Genomic DNA, 18,083 nt, shown 5'->3' with positions numbered 1-18,083 from the left:
ATACTAAAAATTACCCTGAAACCAACTCTTTATTTTTAAAAACAATCCAGAACTCTCGGAATCAATGATTCTGTCGCCGCTCTGATGCTCTTTTCCATACATTAATAAACCGACCCCTGTTGAGTGAACTGGATTTCTCACAACTTCGGTTAGTCCAGTCACATTTTGCGGGATACCCATGCGGACCGGCATATGAAAAATTTCTTCCGCCAGTTCGATCAATCCCATCACTTTTGAACTGCCGCCGGTCAAGACAACTCCGGCGGCAATCAATTCTTCATATCCACTGCGCCTCAGTTCCGCCTGTACCAGCAGCATCAGCTCTTCATAACGTGGCTCTATAATCTCTGACAGACTTTGCACCGAAATCTTGCGCGGAGCCCTGTCGCCGATGCTGGGCACTTCAATGACGCCATCAATATTGGCTAATTGCGTTAATGCACAGGCATATTTTTGCTTGATCTCTTCCGCATTGAAGGTGGGCGTGCGCAAGGCAACGGCAATGTCATTGGTGACCTGATCGCCGGCTATCGGAATGACGGCCGTATGTTTGATCGCGCCATCGACAAAAATAGCGATATCCGTAGTGCCGCCGCCGATATCAATCAAACAGACGCCCAGTTCCTTTTCATCTTCGGTCAGCACCGAATTGCATGACGCCAACTGTTCCAGCACAATATCCTCAACCTCAAGCCCGCAACGGCGGATACACTTGATGATATTCTGGGCGGCGCTGACGCTGCCCGTGACCATGTGAACTTTCGCTTCCAGACGTATGCCTGACATGCCGATAGGCTCTTTAATGCCCTCCTGGAGATCAATGACAAATTCCTGCGGCAGAATATGAATAATCTTCTGATCGGCAGGGATAGCGACTGCGCGGGCGGAATCAATGACCCTGTCGATATCATATTGAGTCACTTCCTTGTCTTTGATCGCCACGATGCCATGAGAGTTAAGACTTCTGATATGGCTGCCTGCAATGCCTGCGAATACGGACCTGATCTGGCACCCTGCCATTAATTCAGCCTCTTCCACGGCCCGCTGTATGGATTGCACGGTCGATTCAAGATTAACGACTACACCTTTTTTCAGTCCGCGCGACGCTGTTGAGCCGATGCCTATGACTTCTACTCTGCCTTCACCGGTAAGCTCACCCACAATAGCAGCGACCTTGGAAGTCCCAATGTCCAGTCCGACTATTAAATTACGCTCTGTTTTTTTCGCCATTTTGTTTACTCTGTGTCGCCTTTTCTAATCGCCCATCTGTTTCGTTTTCGGGGTTTGCAATTTTTTTCCAGTCAATTTCAGCAGTTCCGGGTTTCCATGAAACGCCATAGCCATTGGGATATCTCAAATCAACCACAGCCATTGCATCAACCTGCTCTGGCCCAAATACGGCCAGCGTCTTCAAGAAACGCTGCAGTTTCTTTAACGGCTCATTTCGTCCCAGCAGTATCTCCATACCGGTTGCCAGCCTGATTTTCCATGCCCACCGGTCATCGATGCTAAACTCGGCCAACTCCATAGACTGATCCGCCAGCACTGTTTTAATGCCCTTCATTATTTCCAGAACTTTCCTGTGTTGCTGCTCCGGCCCTACAAGCATAGGCAATGTCTGAAATTGTTCTACATTCTTCGGAGTAAACAATTCGCCTCTTTCATTCAACAGGCTGTGTTGCCCCCATCGTACATAAGGTTTCCTTTCATATACTTTTATGTCAATCGCATCCGGCCAGACCCGTTTAACCGTAGCGGTCTGCACCCATGGCAGTTGCGCGACAGCTTCGTGTATCGCCTGCATATCCGCTGAGAAAAAACTGGTCATAACCAGCGGCTGCAGCGCCGTTTTTATCTCATCCTTGCTAAGGTATTGAAAGACGCCTTCTATCCTGACGTATTTAATGGGCATCGTGTCGGAGCCGTAGCTCTTGACATCCTGCCTGTACAGCCAGATCAAACCTGTCAGCAATAATGCGGCCGCCAGAATTCTTACCGCGTATTTATTCATTAGCCGATACTGGTTTCCAATATCCGCCAAACCAATTCATCAAAATCAATGCCGGCCTGTTTAGCCGCCATCGGCACCAGACTGTGATCCGTCATGCCCGGTACGGTATTAATCTCAATCAATTGATATTGTCCGGCATCATCGACAAACACATCGAGTCTTGCCCATCCTTTAACGCCTAGCACCTGGCTGGCTTTCACGGCCAGATCACGCAACTGCAACTCGTCGTCCTGGTTCAAGCCGCATGGACAGTGATATTGAGTCGTGGTGGCCTTGTATTTCGCTTCATAATCATAAAACGCATGCGGCGTTTCCAGGCGTATGACCGGCAATGCCTCGCCGTTCAATACACCAACCGTATATTCCTTGCCTGCCACCCAAGACTCCGCATAGACATCGCAACGGAATTCTGCCGCCGTTTTCAGCGCTCTTTGCAGCTCATCGCGATTGGATGCCTTGCTCATGCCTATGCTGGAGCCTTCCTGAGCCGGCTTCACAATAACCGGGAAGCCCAACTGTGCTATGCAATCGTCCAGATCATGTTCATCTTTCAGCAAGAACCATTTGGGCGTGACCAATCCGTAACCCTGCCAGCACAGCTTGGTTCGGAGTTTATCCATACTCAATGCCGAGGCCAGAACGCCGCTGCCGGTATAGGGGATGCCCATCACATCCAGAACCGCCTGAAGCACGCCGTCTTCACCTCCCCGTCCATGAATGATGTTGAATACCCGGTCAACCTTAAGCCCGGCCAGTGCTTCTACGGGATTGCCTGTCACATCAATGGCGATTGCATCAATGCCTTGGCGCTTTAAAGCGTCGTACACGGCGGCGCCGCTTTTCAATGAAACTTCTCTTTCAGCGGCAGCCCCGCCCATCAACACGGCAACCCGGCCGAATTCTCGCGCCTCTTTAATCTTCAACGGCTTCATAATGCTACGCCTACCATACAAACTTCAGTCTGCAACTCAACCCCCTGACTTTCCATTACTTTAATCTGAACATAATTAATTAAGGCTTCGATATCGGCAGCCGTCGCCGTGCCGGTATTAATAATAAAATTCGCATGTTTTTCCGACACGCAGGCGCCGCCTATGGCATAGCCCTTTAAACCGGTCTGCTCTATAAGCCTTGCCGCATAGTCGCCTTGCGGATTTTTAAATACCGATCCGCAGCTCGGCTGGTTGGTCGGCTGCGTTTGCGCCCGTTTTTCCAGCAAACCTTTTATGCGCTGCATACTCTCTGCTGTGTCGCCTTGCTGCAGCGTTAGATGCGCCGCCAGAAACCATTCATCGTCACAGCCTTTCACCGAACGGTAGCTAATCTCGAAATCCTCAGGCAGCCGGATATGAACCTGGCCTTTCGAATTCAACATGTCCACGCTTTTAACAATATTCCAGGTTTCGCCGCCAAAGGCGCCGGCGTTCATCTTCAGGGCGCCGCCCATCGTTCCTGGTATGCCTGCCAGAAACTCGGCACCGACAAGTCCTTGCTCCGCGCAGAAGCGCGCCACATGCGCGCAAGGAACGCCGGCCTCGACATAAATCGACCCATCCGGGGTCAATCTCATTTCTTTCAACCGGCCTTTGGTATTGATGACCGTGCCGCGTATGCCGCCATCCCTGATCAGCAAATTGCTGCCCAGTCCCATCCAGAATACTGGTCCTGAAGCTGTGCCTTCCACATTAGACAGTTCCGCTATGAAATTTATCAAATCCTGTCGATCAAATGGCATATATAACCGGTCAGCCGGTCCGCCGACTCGCCAGCTGGTATATTTCGCCAGTTTTTCGTGATTTAACAATCGCCCTTTCATCGCAAGATCCAATCTTTCTTCTTTCAATCCTGACAAGTTATTGACCCGAAAGCGTCCGATAGCAGCTGCGGCAATTGCGTGGCGACTTGCCCCACATTGCCGGCCCCCATTGTTAAAATCACGTCATCAGGCTTTACGATGCCGGCCAGTATTTGCGGCAGATCTTCCCAGTCTTCGACGAATACCGGATCAACCTGGCCGCGCAAGCGAATAGCCCTGCTTAATGCTCTTCCATCTGCGCCGGGAATAACCGCTTCTCCTGCCGCATAAACATCCATCAGAATCAGTACATCAACGGTAGAAAGGACTTTGACAAAATCCTCAAACAAGTCCCGTGTACGCGTATAGCGGTGCGGCTGAAAAATAACAATCGAACGTCTGTCCGGCCAGGCCTGCCGTAAGGCTTCCAGTGTTGCGGCAATCTCGCGCGGGTGGTGGCCATAGTCGTCAACGAATGTCAGCTGCCCGCCGGCGATTTCCAGATCGCCCTGAATTTGAAACCGTCTGCCGACGCCTTTGAATGCGCCCAGGCTGTTGATGATCGCCTCATCATCGACATTCAGATGGGTCGCGATGCTGATAGCCGCAAGCGCATTGAGCATATTGTGCCAGCCGGGCATGTTCAAGGTGACCTGCAGCGGCGGATGATCGCCCCGGCGAATCACTTTAAAAGAAGTATGCATGCCTTCCTGTTTAATATTGATTGCTCGCACATCGGCATCGGCATGCACGCCATAAGTGGTTACCGGCTTGGAGATGTGCGGCAGAATTTCTCTGACGCCTTCGTCATCCATGCACATGACCGCCAAACCATAAAAAGGCAAATGATGCAGAAACTCAATGAACGTTTCCTTCAATCGCTGATAGCTGCCTTGGTAAGTCGCCATATGATCCTGGTCGATATTGGTGACGATTGCCATCATCGGCTGTAAATACAGGAATGACGCATCGCTCTCATCGGCCTCGGCAACCAGATAATGCCCTAGCCCCAGCTTGGCATTGCTGCCCGCGCTGTTCAGCCGGCCGCCGATGACGAAAGTCGGATCGAGTCCGCCCTCGGCCAGCATGCTGGCTGTCAGGCTGGTCGTGGTGGTTTTGCCGTGCGTGCCCGCTACGGCAATGCCGAACCTGAAGCGCATCAACTCGGCCAACATTTCCGCCCGCGGAATCACCGGTATTCTGTTCAGATACGCTTCGTCGATTTCCTCATTGCTGCGGTCTATGGCGCTTGAGGCAACAACCACATCCGCTTTTGCAACATTTTCGCGCTTATGTCCGATATTGATGGTTACGCCCAAGCCGGCCAGCCTTTGCGTGACCGAGCTTTCTTTTATGTCCGAACCTGAGACTTTATAGCCCAGATTGGATAAAACTTCTGCGATACCACTCATGCCGGTACCGCCTATGCCGACAAAATGTATCCGGTCGATTTTGCCTAACACCTGGGTCGGCATCTGTACATTAGGGAAATTCATAAGCCGGCCTCGGCCATGCAATAGCCGGCAACGACTTCAGTCGCATCCAGGCGGGCGCATTGTTTTGCAGTTCTACTCATTACATCCAGTTGTTTCAGCATTCTTGTTATTTGTTCTGCCAGCGTTGAGGCATTCAAGTCTTTCTGCATCAAGCAGATTCCGGCGCCGGCATCGGTTAAATAGCGGGCATTCGCTGTTTGATGATCGTCAATGGCATGCGGCAGCGGTACAAAAATAGCCGGCACCCCCAAAGCTGCGACTTCACTGACGGTCATCGCGCCGGCCCGGCAAATCACCATATCAGCCCATTGATAGGCCGCCACCATATCATCTATGAAAGCGCTTACGTCAGCATTAATGCCCAAAGCTTCATATCGGCTTTTGACCTGCTCGAACATGACCGTGCCGGTCTGGTGCTTGATCTGCGCATCTTTCAGTTGCCTGACCGCTTCCGGAACAACCTCATTCAATACCTGGGCACCCTGGCTGCCGCCCACGACCAGGATATGGACAGCCTGATTGCTCCGCCTGCCGCGGTCATCGAGCCGGTTTAAAAACTGTTTCCGAAGTGGATTGCCTGTGCATTCAGCCTTCACCTCCTTGTTAAAACTGTCGGGGAAAGCCTCCAGTATGCGATTGGCTATTTTTGCCAACAGCCGGTTTGTCGTACCGGGTACACGGTTCTGCTCATGAATGATCAAAGGTATGCCCAACAGTTTTGCCATCAGTCCGCCTGGCCCTGCAACAAATCCGCCCATGCCCAGCACCACGTCGGGTTTACGTCGCCGCAAGACTCGTAATGCCTGCATGCAAGCCTTTGCCAATGTCAATACGGCTTTTAATTTGGCCATGATGCCTTTGCCGCGCACGCCCGAAACCGACAGCCAGTCAATCTCAATGCCATTCTCGGGAACGACACGGCTTTCCAAGCCTTTCCGCGTACCCAGCCAGCTGACCTGCCAGCCTTTTTCCGCCAGCGACTGTGCGACCGCCAAGGCCGGAAACACATGACCGCCGGTCCCGCCGGCCATGATGACTATGCGCTTGCCCATTCCGACTTTCCTTTAGGCCTGTTGGCATTAATTTCATAAACTTCGCTCTGCACGCGAAACAGCAGCGCCACCGCGCAACACATAATCATCATACTGCCGCCGCCGTAACTCATCAGCGGCAAAGTCAGCCCCTTCGTCGGCAAAATGCCCATGTTGACCCCCATATTGACGAACGACTGAAAACCAAACCAGATGGCCAACCCATAGGCAACAAAAGCCGAGAATTTTTGCCCTGCCTTTTCTGCCTCGACAGCCACCTGAAAAGTCCGCCATATCAGTAACGAAAACAAGCCGATGACAGTCACTACGCCCAGCAGCCCCAACTCTTCGCCAATCACTGAAAACAGGAAGTCGGTATGCGCTTCCGGCAAATAGAATAATTTCTGTATGCCGCTGCCGAGTCCCACGCCCAACCATTCGCCGCGCCCAAAAGAAATCAGCGCCTGCACCAACTGAAATCCCGTATTCAGCGGATCGGCCCAAGGATTCATGAAACTGGTCACCCGGACCAGACGGTAAGGCGAAAAATAAACCAGCAAGACGGCCAGCAAGGCCACTACGGCCAGCAGAATAATGAATTGCGACAATCTGGCACCGGCGAGAAACATAATGCCCATGGCGATGCATAAAATGACTACCGACGAACCAAAATCCGGCTCCATCAGCAATAACAGGCAAGCCAACGAAAACAGCGCCAAAGGTTTTACAATCCCGTAAGCTGACTCGCGCAAAGACTGCTCATGCCGAGTAACATAGCCCGCCATATAGATAACGGCGAAGAATTTAACGACTTCCGACACCTGTATGCGCAAACCGCCTAATGACAACCAGCGTACGCTGCCGTTGACCCTTATGCCGAGGCCGGGCACCAGCACAATCACCAGCAACAGCAAGCCCGTTATGAACAGCCACGGCCCCCATTTTTCCCACGTTTGCATGGGCACCGCCATAACGCCGGCACCCAGGAATAATCCAAGGCCGATGTGTATCAGCTGCCTGATCGGATAATGCAGGCTGTCATCGGCCATTTTTACGCCTAAATGCAATGATGATGACGTCACCATTATGAAACCGATCAGCAGCAGGCTCGTACACGTCGCTAGCAACAACGGATCAAAATGCAGTCGCCTGGTCCGCGGCGTTTTCGCGCGATCGCTCATGCAACCAGCTCCAGCACCGCTTTAGTGAATTTCTCACCGCGATCCTGATAATTTTTAAACTGATCAAGACTGGCACAAGCTGGAGAAAGCAATACGCTTTCACCGGCATCTGCAAGATTGGCGGCAATCTGCACCGCCTGAAAAATATTTTCAGCAGAATAAACGGGTACACAGCCATTGAGCGCCTGCTCGATCAGTCCCGCATCCTTACCCATCAACACGACACTTTTGGCTTTTTCTTTGATGACGGGCATCAGCTCATTCATATCGGCTCCTTTGGCATCGCCCCCGGCAATCAGAATGACTTTGCGGTCATACCCCTGCAAAGCCGCCACGCAGGCACCGATATTGGTTGCCTTTGAATCATTGACCCAAGTGACGCCGCGTATTTCAGCGACGCGCTGCATGCGGTGCGCCAGCCCTTTAAATTTCTGCAATGCCCGGCACATGGCCTGCTCATCCAATCCGACAGCTACGCCTAATGCCAGAGCGGCCAGCGCATTTGCCGCATTATGCCGACCTTCAAGCGGCAATTCGGCCAGAGGCATCAGTGTCGTGTCATTGTGCATCAGATATTCCTTGCCGTCTTTTGCTGCAAGGTAAAAATTCGCCTTCATGCTGTTGATAGAAAATGTGAGCACTTCTCTGTTTGCATCTTTCATCGCATTGACAACAGGGTCATCAACATTAATGACCATAACGCCATTGCCGTCGAAAACCCTGCGCTTTTCCACAGCATAGCCGGCCATATCGGCATGCCTGTCCAGATGATCCGCCGATACATTAAGCACGGTAGCAGCCGCTGCATTGAAAACAGTGGTTCTTTCCAGCTGAAAACTTGAAAGCTCCAGCACATACAGTTCCGCATCCTGCTCTAGCAAATCCAGAGCCGGCGTCCCGAGATTTCCGCCTACGCCCACGCGTTTGCCGGCTTCTTTCGCCATTTCGCCGAGCATGGTTGTCACGGTGCTTTTACCGTTGGAACCGGTAATCGCAACAACTGGCACATCAACAGAGCAGGCAAACAGATCAATATCGCTGACGACTCTCGCGCCATTGGCAATGGCTTTGACAATAGCGTTCTCATTAAGCGACACACCGGGACTGACGACCAGATGCGTAGCCACCTTAAAAGCCGCTTCATCAAATCCGCCGGTAAAAACCGCGGCGTCAGGCATCTGCTGGGAGAATTCCTCCAATAGCGGCGGTTTAGCCCGGCTATCGACGATAGCGAACTTAATGCCCAGATTTTGTAAATAACGTGCCGCTGAAATTCCTGTTACGCCAAGGCCGACCACTAAAACCTTGGCGCTGTGTGGATCCAGCGCAAAATTCTTTTTTAACAATTCTGTAATCGCTGTCTTATCCATTTTCTTTATCTCAATTTCAAAGTTGCCAGACCGATCAGCACCAAGATCACGGTGATGATCCAGAAACGTACGATAACCCGAGGTTCGGGCCAACCTTTCAACTCAAAATGATGATGAATCGGTGCCATACGGAAAACGCGTTTCCCTGTCGTCTTGAAAGAGGCAACCTGGATAATCACGGATACCGTTTCCATGACGAAAACACCGCCCATAATCATCAGCACAACTTCTTGTCTAACAAGTATTGCCAATACGCCTAAAGCTCCGCCCAGCGCCAGCGCGCCTACATCGCCCATAAACACCATCGCGGGATAAGCGTTAAACCACAAAAAACCCAATCCGGCGCCCACCAAAGCGGCGCAAAATACAATCAATTCCCCGGCATTAGGCAAATAAGGAATCGCCAGATATTCGGCAAACGTCACATGCCCGGACAGATAGGCAAAAATTCCCAGCCCGGAAGCCACCATGACGGTCGGCATAATGGCCAATCCATCCAGACCGTCGGTTAAGTTAACGGCATTGCTGCTGCCGACAATGACGAAATAGGCCAACACCACATACATCCAGCCCATATCGAGCATGACGCTCTTGAAAAAAGGCACGATGAATTGCGTTTCCGCCGGCAGCACGGCTGTTTTGTACAGAAAAACTGCGGCCACCAGCCCGATGGCGGACTGCCAGAAATACTTAGCTTTAGCCGATAAGCCGTCACTGTTGCGGCGAACCACTTTCCGATAGTCATCGACGAATCCGATAACGCCGTAGCCCATGGTGACCAGCATGATGACCCAGATATAGCGATTGCCGAGATCGGCCCACAGCAAAGTACTGATGGCAATCGCCACCAAAATCAGGGTTCCGCCCATGGTAGGAGTGCCCGATTTTTCATAGTGCGTTTGCGGACCGCATTCACGAACACTCTGCCCGATCTTGTTGCGGCTTAGTTTTCTGATCATCACCGGCCCGACGATGAAGGAAATCATCAGCGCAGTTAATGCTCCGAGAATGGCGCGAAATGTCAGGTAATGAAAAACCCGAAAGCCGCCTTCGAATGTCATTAAATAATCTGCCAAATAAACTAACATCTTCTAAATCCTGAAATTTTCAACCAGAGCTGCAGCTACATTTTCCATGCGCTGCGCTCTCGACCCTTTGATCAAAACCGATTCGTTGCCTTTAAGTTCTTGTTTTAATGCATCGATCAGCTCATTCTGGGTCTCAAAAAAAGTAGCTCCCGGGCCAAAAAGCCGCACAGTATTTCGGGTATCGGCACCTGTAGCCAACAGACGCACGACTCCACTGGCTTTAAGCAGTTCGCCCATTTCTTCATGTATTTTTTTGCTCTCCGGCCCCAATTCGCCAAAAGCCCCCAGGACAACCCAGGGTTCGCCTGGCATGCCTTTCAGCACCTCCAGTCCCGCCTTCAGTGAGGCAAAATTCGCATTATAGGTATCATCGATGATGATGTTGCGCTGCCGGCCCATCAGCGGCTGTAAACGGCCCGTCACCGGTTTTACGCCTTCCAGCCCCTGCTTGATCTGTTGCAGGCCTACGCCTAAAGCCAGACAGGCCGCCGCCGCCGCAAGCGCATTAAGGACATTGTGCCGTCCTGCCAGTTTCAAGTTCACATTCAGAGAACCCTGAGCCGTGACTAACTCAAAACCGGTTATAAACTCGGCAGAAGCTGTACCACTCGAATCGGAACTCTCATTAGTGCGGATTTCCGTCCTGATTGCCCGGGCAGTCACGTCGGCTCCGTCATTTAAACCGAATGACACGGTTTTTCTGGCTCCGGCTATGGCTTTCCAATAGTCGAAATAGGCATCATCGTGATTCAACACGGCAATGCCGTCATTTTTAAGCGTCTGGATAATTTCGCCCTTCGCCCGCGCGACACCGTCCAGACTGCCGAAACCTTCTATATGTGCCGCACCTACATTCGTGATGATCACGACATCGGCTTGGGCATGGGTGCTGGTATAGGCAATTTCTCCGGGATGGTTTGCCCCCATCTCGACCACGGCATAGCGATGCCGTTCTTCGAGCCGAAGCAAAGTCAAAGGCACCCCGATTTCATTGTTCAGGTTGCCCTGAGTAAACAATACCGGATCATTGACGCCCAATATGGCTGCCACCATTTCCTTGACCGTCGTTTTGCCATTGCTGCCGGTCAGGCCGACTACCGAAACTGATGCCTTCCGGCGCCAGGCGCCGGCCAGTTCAGCCAATGCCAGACGTGTATCATCGACGACTATATGAGACATTGTCGGCGCGACTCCTTTATTCACAATGGCCGCGGCGGCTCCGGCCTGCTCGGCCAGATCGACGAAATCATTGCCGTCGAAGTTGTGTCCCTTGATTGCCACATAGAGCTGTCCGAGCTTGATGGCTCTGGTATCGATACTGACCGATGAGATGGCTGTGTCCTGCCCGACGAGTTGTCCGTGCACACAGCGGGCAATATCGCTTAATCTCATCGCCATCATTGCGCCGCTCTCGCTTTTAATGCGTCAATCACCGCTTGATTGTCGCTGAACGGTATTTTTACACCATTGATCTCCTGATACTGCTCATGGCCTTTACCGGCAATCACGATACAATCGTTTGCGCCCGCACTAGCTATCGCTTTTTGTATCGCCTGTTCTCTGTTTTGGATCACTTCAACCTTACCTGAACTGCAACCAGCCAATATGTCATTTACTATATCGAGTCCATTTTCATAACGCGGATTGTCATCCGTAACAATCACATAGTCTGCCCGATGTTCTGCGTAGGCTCCCATTTGCGGACGCTTGCCGATATCTCTGTTGCCGCCGCAACCGAAAACCACCCATAAAGCCTCTTTGCAATGCTTCCTGACGCTGGATAACACCTTGTCCAGCGCATCCGGCGTATGGGCATAATCGACAAAAATCAGAGGGGCATCCTCTCCGCCCAAGCGCTCCATGCGCCCGGCCACCGGCTCGAGGCGCTTCAACCTGTCAGCAGCATCTGTCAATGTAAGCCCCATCGCCAGCATGACGGTCAACACGGCCAGAACGTTCTCTACATTGAAATCGCCGTATAACGGCACCTTGACGCGCCGCTGCTCGTGCCGCCAACGCACGTCAAACTCGATGCCGCCGGCTTGATGCAGGATGTGTTCTGCATTCACGTTTTCGCCGCGGCCTTCTGTTTTCCCTTTGGCGCTAAATCCCCATACGGCAGCCGAATCAGGCGTTGCGGCTATAATTTGTTTGCTGTACTCATCGTCCAGATTCACTACCGCGAAAGCCAGTCCCGGCTTGTGCAATAATGCCAGCTTGGCCTCGACATAAGCCTCCATCGAACCGTGATAATCGAGGTGATCGCGGCTGATATTGGTAAAGACGGCGCCTTTAAAACGTACACCGTTAACGCGGCCCTGCTCCAAACCGTGCGACGAAACTTCCATTGCAACCGTTTGTTTTTTAGCCTTTGCCAGCTCAGCCAGTATGTGCTGAACAGCCAGGGCGTCGGGCGTCGTGTTAAGGGTTTTATTGAGCCTGCCCCACTCGCCCCAGCCCAGTGTCCCGATAATGCCGCAGTCATCCATAAGCTGACTTAAAAACTGACTGCACGAGGTTTTTCCATTCGTTCCGGTAATACCGATAACATCGAGCCGTTGCGATGGGTCACCGTAAAAACGCGCGGCGATTTCACCCAACCGCAATCCCAGATTGTCAACCGGAATGGCTGAAATATCGCCGCCCCCTTCCGCCAATTGCCTACCCTGCCCGGCCGGGTCAAAAATCACAGCACAAGCGCCATTTGCAATAGCCTGAGCGACATGCATCAATCCGTGCTGCGCAGACCCATTCAGGGCAATAAATGCATTGCCCTTGACTATCGCTCGGCTATCCAGCGCCAAACCCGTAATCGTCAATTCATCGTCGACGAGCGAAAGCCCCGCTAATAAATCCTTCAGCTTCATGTTCATGAGGCTTTCTGCGTCAGCAGCACCGGCATGGTGTCTTCCTGGTCTGGCGCTACGCCCAGCACTCTCAATGCGCCAGCCATGACTTTGGAAAACACCGGAGCGGAAACTATGCCACCGTAATATTGACCGGCGGAAGGTTCGTCAATCATGACCACGATAATCAGCCTAGGGTCGCTAGCCGGCGCCATGCCAGCAAAAACAGCCTGATAGGCTTTATCAACATAGCCTCCGGCCCCGGCTTTTTTTGCCGTTCCGGTTTTACCGGCGACTCTGTAGCCATCGACTCTGGCCTCATAAGCGGTGCCGTCTTTCGTAACTACGGTTTCCATCATCGCCCTGACGCGCCTGGCGGTCTTGGCTGAGAACACGCGCCGCATATCTTCATCTTCATCCCGTTTCAATAAACTGACCGAATGCAGAATGCCATCGTCGGCCAGTGCCGTATAAGCTCTTGCCAATTGCACAGCGGTTACATTCAAACCGTAACCGAACGACAAGGTCGCCTGCTCAAAAGGATGCCATTTGTGATAATCGAGCAGACTACCGCTGGCTTCACCTGGAAAACCGGCTCCGGTCGCCGTCCCAAACCCGAGTTTGTCATATAGGCCCCAGAAATAGGCCGGCGGCATTTCCAACGCCATCTGACTAACCGCCACGTTGCTGGACTTCTTCAGCACGTCTGTCAAAGTCATGGTGCCGTAATTATGCACATCCTTGACCAGATGGCGTCCGACCCGAAACATGCCGTTGGTTTCGAAAACCTCATCGGGGCGGACGTAACCGCCGTCCAAAGCCGCCGCGACTACTAAAGGCTTAACTGTCGAACCCGGCTCGAAGACATCCGTCATTGCCCGGTTCCTGTATAAGCTTTCTTTTAGATTCTTGCGGGTATTCGGATTGAAAGACGGCTGATTCACTGCCGCCAGAATTTCTCCGTTTTTTGCATCCAATACCACTAAGGTGCCTGATTTGGCTTTATGCATGTCAACGGCCAGCTGCAATTCCCGATACGCCAGATACTGGATGCGCTGATCAATGCTTAACTCTAGATTTTTTCCCGAAACCGGTTCTTTAATATTTTCAATGTCGTCAATAATGCGACGCTGCCCATCCCTGATGACCCGCTTGCTGCCCGGAGTGCCTTTCAAGGCTTTTTCATACCCTGCTTCAAGCCCTTCCTGCCCGATATCGTCCACATTGGTGAAGCCCACCAAATGCGCCGAAACGCCGCCCGTAGGATAAAAACGCTTGAATTCGCGCTCGAAATACACACCGGTCAGTTTTAACTCTTTTACCTGATCCGCCAATCCGGGATTGATCCGGCGAGCGATATACGCGAATTGCCGCGTAGTATCCTCTTTGAGCAGTTCGGTTACTTTGCCATCCGGCAGGCCCAACAGTTTTTCCATTTGCCGGACTTGATCTTTCGCAGCGAACTTAAGCTCCTTGGGATTCACCCATATGGATTGCACAGGCGTACTGATTGCCAAAGGTTCGCCGTTTCTATCTTTGATCATGCCTCTATAGGCCGATACCGATACGTCATCCACCTGCCTCATATCGCCCTGGTCTTTCAGAAACTGTTTATTCAGTACCTGCAGATCAACCGCTCGTCCGACCAATACCGCCATACAACTCATCATGAAAACCATGACGAACTTTCTTCTGCCGGAGAAATCGCCGGTTTGCGCGCTTGTTTTCCTGTTGTCTTGAAAATCTAACATTTACGGTTTTATGTAAATAATCTTTTCCCGTAACGGCATGACCAATTTCAATTGCTCCCGCGCGACTAACTCAACCCGATTCTGTTCCGTTAAAGTCGTCAGTTCCAACTGCAACTGTCCCCATTCCACTTCATACTGATCCAAGGCTCTTTCCTGTTTCTGAATCTCGATAAAGATCAGTCGCGAATAATATTTGCTATAAATCACCGCCAGCGCCGATACCAGAAGCATTATCAGCAGAACCGCCATACCTACAATCCGATTCGTCGCCACTTAAATTCTCTCTGCTACCCGCATGATTGCACTGCGCGCCCTAGGGTTCTGCGCAGTCTCCTGCTTACCGGCTTTTAACGCCTTGCCTACTTTTTTAAAAAGGCCTTTATCAATATCGGCTTCCTTGACAGGCAGCTTGCCGGGATCATATTTAGCTCCGGACTCGTCCCTGATAAAACGCTTTACGATTCTGTCTTCCAGCGAATGAAAAGAGATCACTACCAATCGTCCGCCCGGCTTCAGAACCCGCGCCGATTGCTGCAGGACGTCTTTTAACTCATCCAATTCCCTGTTGATTTCAATGCGTATGGCTTGAAAGGTACGCGTTGCAGGATGCTTATGCTTTTCTCTGATCGGCACGGCCTCTTCAATAAGCGCGGCTAATTGTCCGGTAGTTGCCACAGGCGATTGGGCTCGTCTTTCGATGACAGCCCTGGCTATGCGTCGCGCGAAGCGTTCCTCGCCATATTCGAACAAAACCTTGACGAGATCCTGCTCATCAACAGTCGCCAGCCATTGCGCTGCCGATACTCCGGCATTCCCATTCATGCGCATGTCCAAGGGTCCGTCGCGCAGAAAACTGAACCCCCTTTCAGGATTGTCCAGTTGAGGGGATGACACACCCAAATCCATCAGAATCCCGTCGACATGCCCCGCCAGACTTTCGCTGGTGACTATGTTTTCCAGCTCGGAAAAACAGTTATGTATCAACTGAAATCGCTTATCTTGAAGCATGGCCTTTGCATATTCGGAGTTAACCGCATCAGCGTCGCGGTCAAAAGCCAGCAAGCGTCCGGATGGACCTAATTGTTCCAAGATCCCCTGACTGTGGCCGCCTCGACCGAATGTACAATCCAGATAGATGCCGTCTTGTTTAATCGCCAACTGTTGCAGAGCTTCCGCAAACATAACGGGCAAATGTTTCACTAACAAATCTCCCGTCTTAAAAGGATAATGACCCTAGATCTTCCAACCCTTCGTCATCATCGCCATTGAGCCATTCATTTTCTTTTGCCGTCCATGCCTCTTCGTTCCAGATTTCAAACTTATTAAGCTGGCCAACTAAAACAATTTTCTTGTCCATGCGCGCATACGTCCTGAGTTTTTCCGGCAACAACAACCTCCCTTGCCCGTCCATATCGCACTCGGAAGCATTGCCAATAACGAAACGTCTTAACTTGCCGGCCATTTTATTCAAGGTAGGCAATTTACTGATCGTTTGTTCGAGCTTTTCCCATTCAGGCAGTGGATACAGCCATAAACAGCCGTGTTCTCCGACACATCGCTCATCCACGGCAACTGTCACAACCATCTGACGATCGCAGCACTCCTGCAATTCCTCACGATAGCGTGTTGGAATGGCAAGACGCCCTTTATCATCAAGCGTGATTGAGCTGATACCTCGAAACAAGATTTACCTCGAATTCCCAAAAAAACCATTTTTTTCCACTTTTCACCACTATAATTCACTATAGTTTTCAAACCAGCTTGAGTCAAGGAGGATTTCATTAATAATCTTTCTTTTTTGACAATGACTTACGTAACCTTGAATGTCAGGTTGAAACGCATAAAATACCTTCAAATAAATCTTATGCTTTATCAGAAAGTTAATTGATATTATGGTAGTAATACTTTAAACGTAAGACACCTTAAGCTCGGCAGGCTTTATCGGTGATAGCAGGAAGAAATGGGAAGGAACTGCGGCAATATTTACCGAACATTTTCATACAACTTCAACTTCAAAAATGTTTATGAATTCAACCTCTCGAAAATTTGAGGCTTAAACAAAAGAAAGAGTCAGCCTGTAAGCCGGGTTCTGTCTAGAACAGCCATTCATCTGGGCTGCAAGTCACCTTGCAGCTCAAGCAATCTACCCAGGAACCGCGCGGGCCACGCGTCTGTTCCTCTATTTGATCTTGCTCCGGGTGGGGTTTACCCTGCCGCTCCTGTTACCAGTTGCGCGGTGCGCTCTTACCGCACCTTTTCACCCTTACCAGCCACGAAGGCTGGCGGTATATTTTCTGCGGCACTTTCCGTAGGCTCGCGCCCCCCAGGCGTTACCTGGCACCCTGCCCAATGGAGCCCGGACTTTCCTCCATTTTATCTTGCGATAAAACAGCGACTGTTCAGCCGACTCTTTCAATGCATAGTTTACCACACTTGTTCACTGACTGCCTCGACGAATGATATTAACGGATAACCTAAGTGCTTTTACGTATTGCTTAATCTGTCACACTTATTCAACCAGTACCTTGACGAATACCATTAACGGATAAACTAAGCGTTTTTACTTATTGCATATCCAGCGCGGCCTGGTATAGCAATTTTTTTCTAACGCCGGTGATTTCCACAGCCATCGCGACGGCGGTTTTAATAGAGCATTCCCGCAATAACACAGCCAGCAGTTTCTGCTGCTCTGGGGTAATAATCTGTTCTTTTTTATCCACGACCGCACCATCGACAATGACAACGAACTCGCCCTTTCTCATATTTTCGTCGTTCTCGACCAACTCCAACGCCTTGCCCAAATGAGTCTTTACAATGGTTTCATGCAGTTTGGTCAATTCTCTGGCAATGACGATCTGACGATCCAACGGCAATACTTCTGCCATGTCTTTTAACGAGGCCAGAATCCGATGGCTGGACTCATAAAATACCCAGGTGGTCGGGCACATCAGTTTTTCATGAAAAAACGCCTGCCGCGCCGATGAAGTTCTGGGCAAAAAGCCTTCGAAAGAAAATTTCGTAACCGGCAGTCCTGCCGCCGACAATGCGGCGATCAATGCGCAAGCGCCCGGCACCGGCGACACTTCCAGCCCCGCGTCTTTCACCATGCGCACCAACGGCATACCCGGATCGCTTAGCAGCGGCGTACCGGCATCTGAAACCAGCGCGATTGATTGACCCTGTCTCATTTTTTCCAGCAGACCGGCCGAAGCCGTATCCTCATTGTGCTGATGCAGTGACACCACTTTATTGCTGACGCCATAATGCTGTAACAGCATTTTGACGTGCCGGGTGTCTTCCGCGGCAATTAAATCAACCTGTTTTAATATTTCCACCGCTCTAAAGGTAATATCTGCTAAATTACCTATTGGCGTAGCAACAACATATAATTTGCCGCATTGACTTGACATTGGACTTTCTCACTTGAAAACTTCTGATTTTAAGATACGGCCAAGGTATAAGCCGCTATTACTCTATGTCTCGCTTCCGGTCTTATGGCTTTTTTCCGGCTGCG

16 protein-coding genes and 1 other RNA gene are annotated in these 18,083 nt (G+C 51.1%); all 17 read right to left on the bottom strand.

All coding sequences use genetic code 11. The features are described 5' to 3' along the window. Positions 1-3: 3 nt before the first annotated feature. Positions 4-1,230, bottom strand: coding sequence for a cell division protein FtsA (gene ftsA, locus IT781_RS00740; protein ID WP_194968208.1), 1,227 nt, complete (start codon positions 1,228-1,230; stop codon positions 4-6). Beyond that, the gene (locus IT781_RS00735; RefSeq protein WP_194968207.1) at positions 1,208-2,011 is read right to left on the bottom strand and encodes a cell division protein FtsQ/DivIB; all 804 of its coding nucleotides are present in this window, start codon (positions 2,009-2,011) and stop codon (positions 1,208-1,210) included. Before IT781_RS00735 ends, ftsA begins: the two co-directional genes overlap by 23 nt. Beyond that, complete coding sequence (locus IT781_RS00730; RefSeq protein WP_194968206.1) at positions 2,011-2,943, bottom strand: D-alanine--D-alanine ligase; 933 nt, start codon at positions 2,941-2,943, stop codon at positions 2,011-2,013. The genes IT781_RS00735 and IT781_RS00730 overlap by 1 nt, the downstream gene beginning before the upstream one ends. Continuing rightward, complete coding sequence (murB, locus tag IT781_RS00725) at positions 2,940-3,827, bottom strand: UDP-N-acetylmuramate dehydrogenase (protein ID WP_194968205.1); 888 nt, start codon at positions 3,825-3,827, stop codon at positions 2,940-2,942. The genes IT781_RS00730 and murB overlap by 4 nt, the downstream gene beginning before the upstream one ends. Positions 3,828-3,850: 23 nt before the next feature. Beyond that, entirely contained in the window at positions 3,851-5,302 is a 1,452-nt protein-coding gene (gene murC / locus IT781_RS00720) for a UDP-N-acetylmuramate--L-alanine ligase (protein WP_194968204.1), read from the bottom strand. Further along, complete coding sequence (gene murG / locus IT781_RS00715) at positions 5,299-6,354, bottom strand: undecaprenyldiphospho-muramoylpentapeptide beta-N-acetylglucosaminyltransferase (RefSeq protein WP_194968203.1); 1,056 nt, start codon at positions 6,352-6,354, stop codon at positions 5,299-5,301. Before murG ends, murC begins: the two co-directional genes overlap by 4 nt. Then, entirely contained in the window at positions 6,339-7,514 is a 1,176-nt protein-coding gene (ftsW, locus tag IT781_RS00710) for a putative lipid II flippase FtsW (protein WP_194968202.1), read from the bottom strand. The genes murG and ftsW overlap by 16 nt, the downstream gene beginning before the upstream one ends. Next, positions 7,511-8,884 carry a UDP-N-acetylmuramoyl-L-alanine--D-glutamate ligase gene (murD, locus tag IT781_RS00705; RefSeq protein ID WP_194968201.1) on the bottom strand — a complete coding sequence of 458 codons (1,374 nt, stop codon included), beginning with the start codon at positions 8,882-8,884 and terminating at the stop codon, positions 7,511-7,513. Before murD ends, ftsW begins: the two co-directional genes overlap by 4 nt. A 5-nt stretch (positions 8,885-8,889) precedes the next feature. Continuing rightward, positions 8,890-9,972, bottom strand: coding sequence for a phospho-N-acetylmuramoyl-pentapeptide-transferase (gene mraY, locus IT781_RS00700; RefSeq protein ID WP_194968200.1), 1,083 nt, complete (start codon positions 9,970-9,972; stop codon positions 8,890-8,892). 3 nt (positions 9,973-9,975) lie between these two features. Beyond that, positions 9,976-11,370, bottom strand: coding sequence for a UDP-N-acetylmuramoyl-tripeptide--D-alanyl-D-alanine ligase (gene murF / locus IT781_RS00695; RefSeq protein WP_194968306.1), 1,395 nt, complete (start codon positions 11,368-11,370; stop codon positions 9,976-9,978). Next, positions 11,370-12,839 (bottom strand): UDP-N-acetylmuramoyl-L-alanyl-D-glutamate--2,6-diaminopimelate ligase, encoded by a 1,470-nt coding sequence (locus IT781_RS00690; RefSeq protein WP_194968305.1) that lies wholly within the window; start codon positions 12,837-12,839, stop codon positions 11,370-11,372. The genes murF and IT781_RS00690 overlap by 1 nt, the downstream gene beginning before the upstream one ends. A gap of 2 nt (positions 12,840-12,841) precedes the next feature. Beyond that, a complete protein-coding gene (locus tag IT781_RS00685) occupies positions 12,842-14,569 on the bottom strand; it encodes a penicillin-binding protein 2 (protein ID WP_194968199.1) in 1,728 nt (575 codons plus the stop codon). After that, entirely contained in the window at positions 14,570-14,818 is a 249-nt protein-coding gene (ftsL, locus tag IT781_RS00680; RefSeq protein ID WP_194968198.1) for a cell division protein FtsL, read from the bottom strand. Positions 14,819-14,842: 24 nt separating this feature from the next. Further along, on the bottom strand, positions 14,843-15,769 hold the full coding sequence (gene rsmH / locus IT781_RS00675) for a 16S rRNA (cytosine(1402)-N(4))-methyltransferase RsmH (RefSeq protein WP_194968197.1): 927 nt from the start codon (positions 15,767-15,769) through the stop codon (positions 14,843-14,845). A 16-nt stretch (positions 15,770-15,785) separates the two neighbouring features. Next, positions 15,786-16,253, bottom strand: coding sequence for a division/cell wall cluster transcriptional repressor MraZ (gene mraZ, locus IT781_RS00670; RefSeq protein ID WP_194968196.1), 468 nt, complete (start codon positions 16,251-16,253; stop codon positions 15,786-15,788). A gap of 378 nt (positions 16,254-16,631) precedes the next feature. After that, positions 16,632-16,980: RNase P RNA component class A (gene rnpB / locus IT781_RS00665), an RNA gene on the bottom strand. Between the two features lie 153 nt (positions 16,981-17,133). Continuing rightward, on the bottom strand, positions 17,134-17,979 hold the full coding sequence (gene rsmI / locus IT781_RS00660; RefSeq protein WP_194968195.1) for a 16S rRNA (cytidine(1402)-2'-O)-methyltransferase: 846 nt from the start codon (positions 17,977-17,979) through the stop codon (positions 17,134-17,136). Positions 17,980-18,083: the final 104 nt, after the last annotated feature.

This window comes from Methylobacter sp. BlB1 (assembly GCF_015476545.1).
In the GTDB taxonomy this organism is placed as follows: domain Bacteria; phylum Pseudomonadota; class Gammaproteobacteria; order Methylococcales; family Methylomonadaceae; genus Methylobacter.
This window is presented reverse-complemented; position numbering and strand designations above follow the sequence as displayed.

Coding starts and splice junctions, on each gene's coding strand:
- ftsA (WP_194968208.1), bottom strand. CDS start 1,230: ATGGCGAAAAAAACAGAGCGTAATTTAATAGTCGGACTGGACATTGGG.
- IT781_RS00735 (WP_194968207.1), bottom strand. CDS start 2,011: ATGAATAAATACGCGGTAAGAATTCTGGCGGCCGCATTATTGCTGACA.
- IT781_RS00730 (WP_194968206.1), bottom strand. CDS start 2,943: ATGAAGCCGTTGAAGATTAAAGAGGCGCGAGAATTCGGCCGGGTTGCC.
- murB (WP_194968205.1), bottom strand. CDS start 3,827: ATGAAAGGGCGATTGTTAAATCACGAAAAACTGGCGAAATATACCAGC.
- murC (WP_194968204.1), bottom strand. CDS start 5,302: ATGAATTTCCCTAATGTACAGATGCCGACCCAGGTGTTAGGCAAAATC.
- murG (WP_194968203.1), bottom strand. CDS start 6,354: ATGGGCAAGCGCATAGTCATCATGGCCGGCGGGACCGGCGGTCATGTG.
- ftsW (WP_194968202.1), bottom strand. CDS start 7,514: ATGAGCGATCGCGCGAAAACGCCGCGGACCAGGCGACTGCATTTTGAT.
- murD (WP_194968201.1), bottom strand. CDS start 8,884: ATGGATAAGACAGCGATTACAGAATTGTTAAAAAAGAATTTTGCGCTG.
- mraY (WP_194968200.1), bottom strand. CDS start 9,972: ATGTTAGTTTATTTGGCAGATTATTTAATGACATTCGAAGGCGGCTTT.
- murF (WP_194968306.1), bottom strand. CDS start 11,370: ATGGCGATGAGATTAAGCGATATTGCCCGCTGTGTGCACGGACAACTC.
- IT781_RS00690 (WP_194968305.1), bottom strand. CDS start 12,839: ATGAAGCTGAAGGATTTATTAGCGGGGCTTTCGCTCGTCGACGATGAA.
- IT781_RS00685 (WP_194968199.1), bottom strand. CDS start 14,569: ATGTTAGATTTTCAAGACAACAGGAAAACAAGCGCGCAAACCGGCGAT.
- ftsL (WP_194968198.1), bottom strand. CDS start 14,818: ATGGCGGTTCTGCTGATAATGCTTCTGGTATCGGCGCTGGCGGTGATT.
- rsmI (WP_194968195.1), bottom strand. CDS start 17,979: ATGTCAAGTCAATGCGGCAAATTATATGTTGTTGCTACGCCAATAGGT.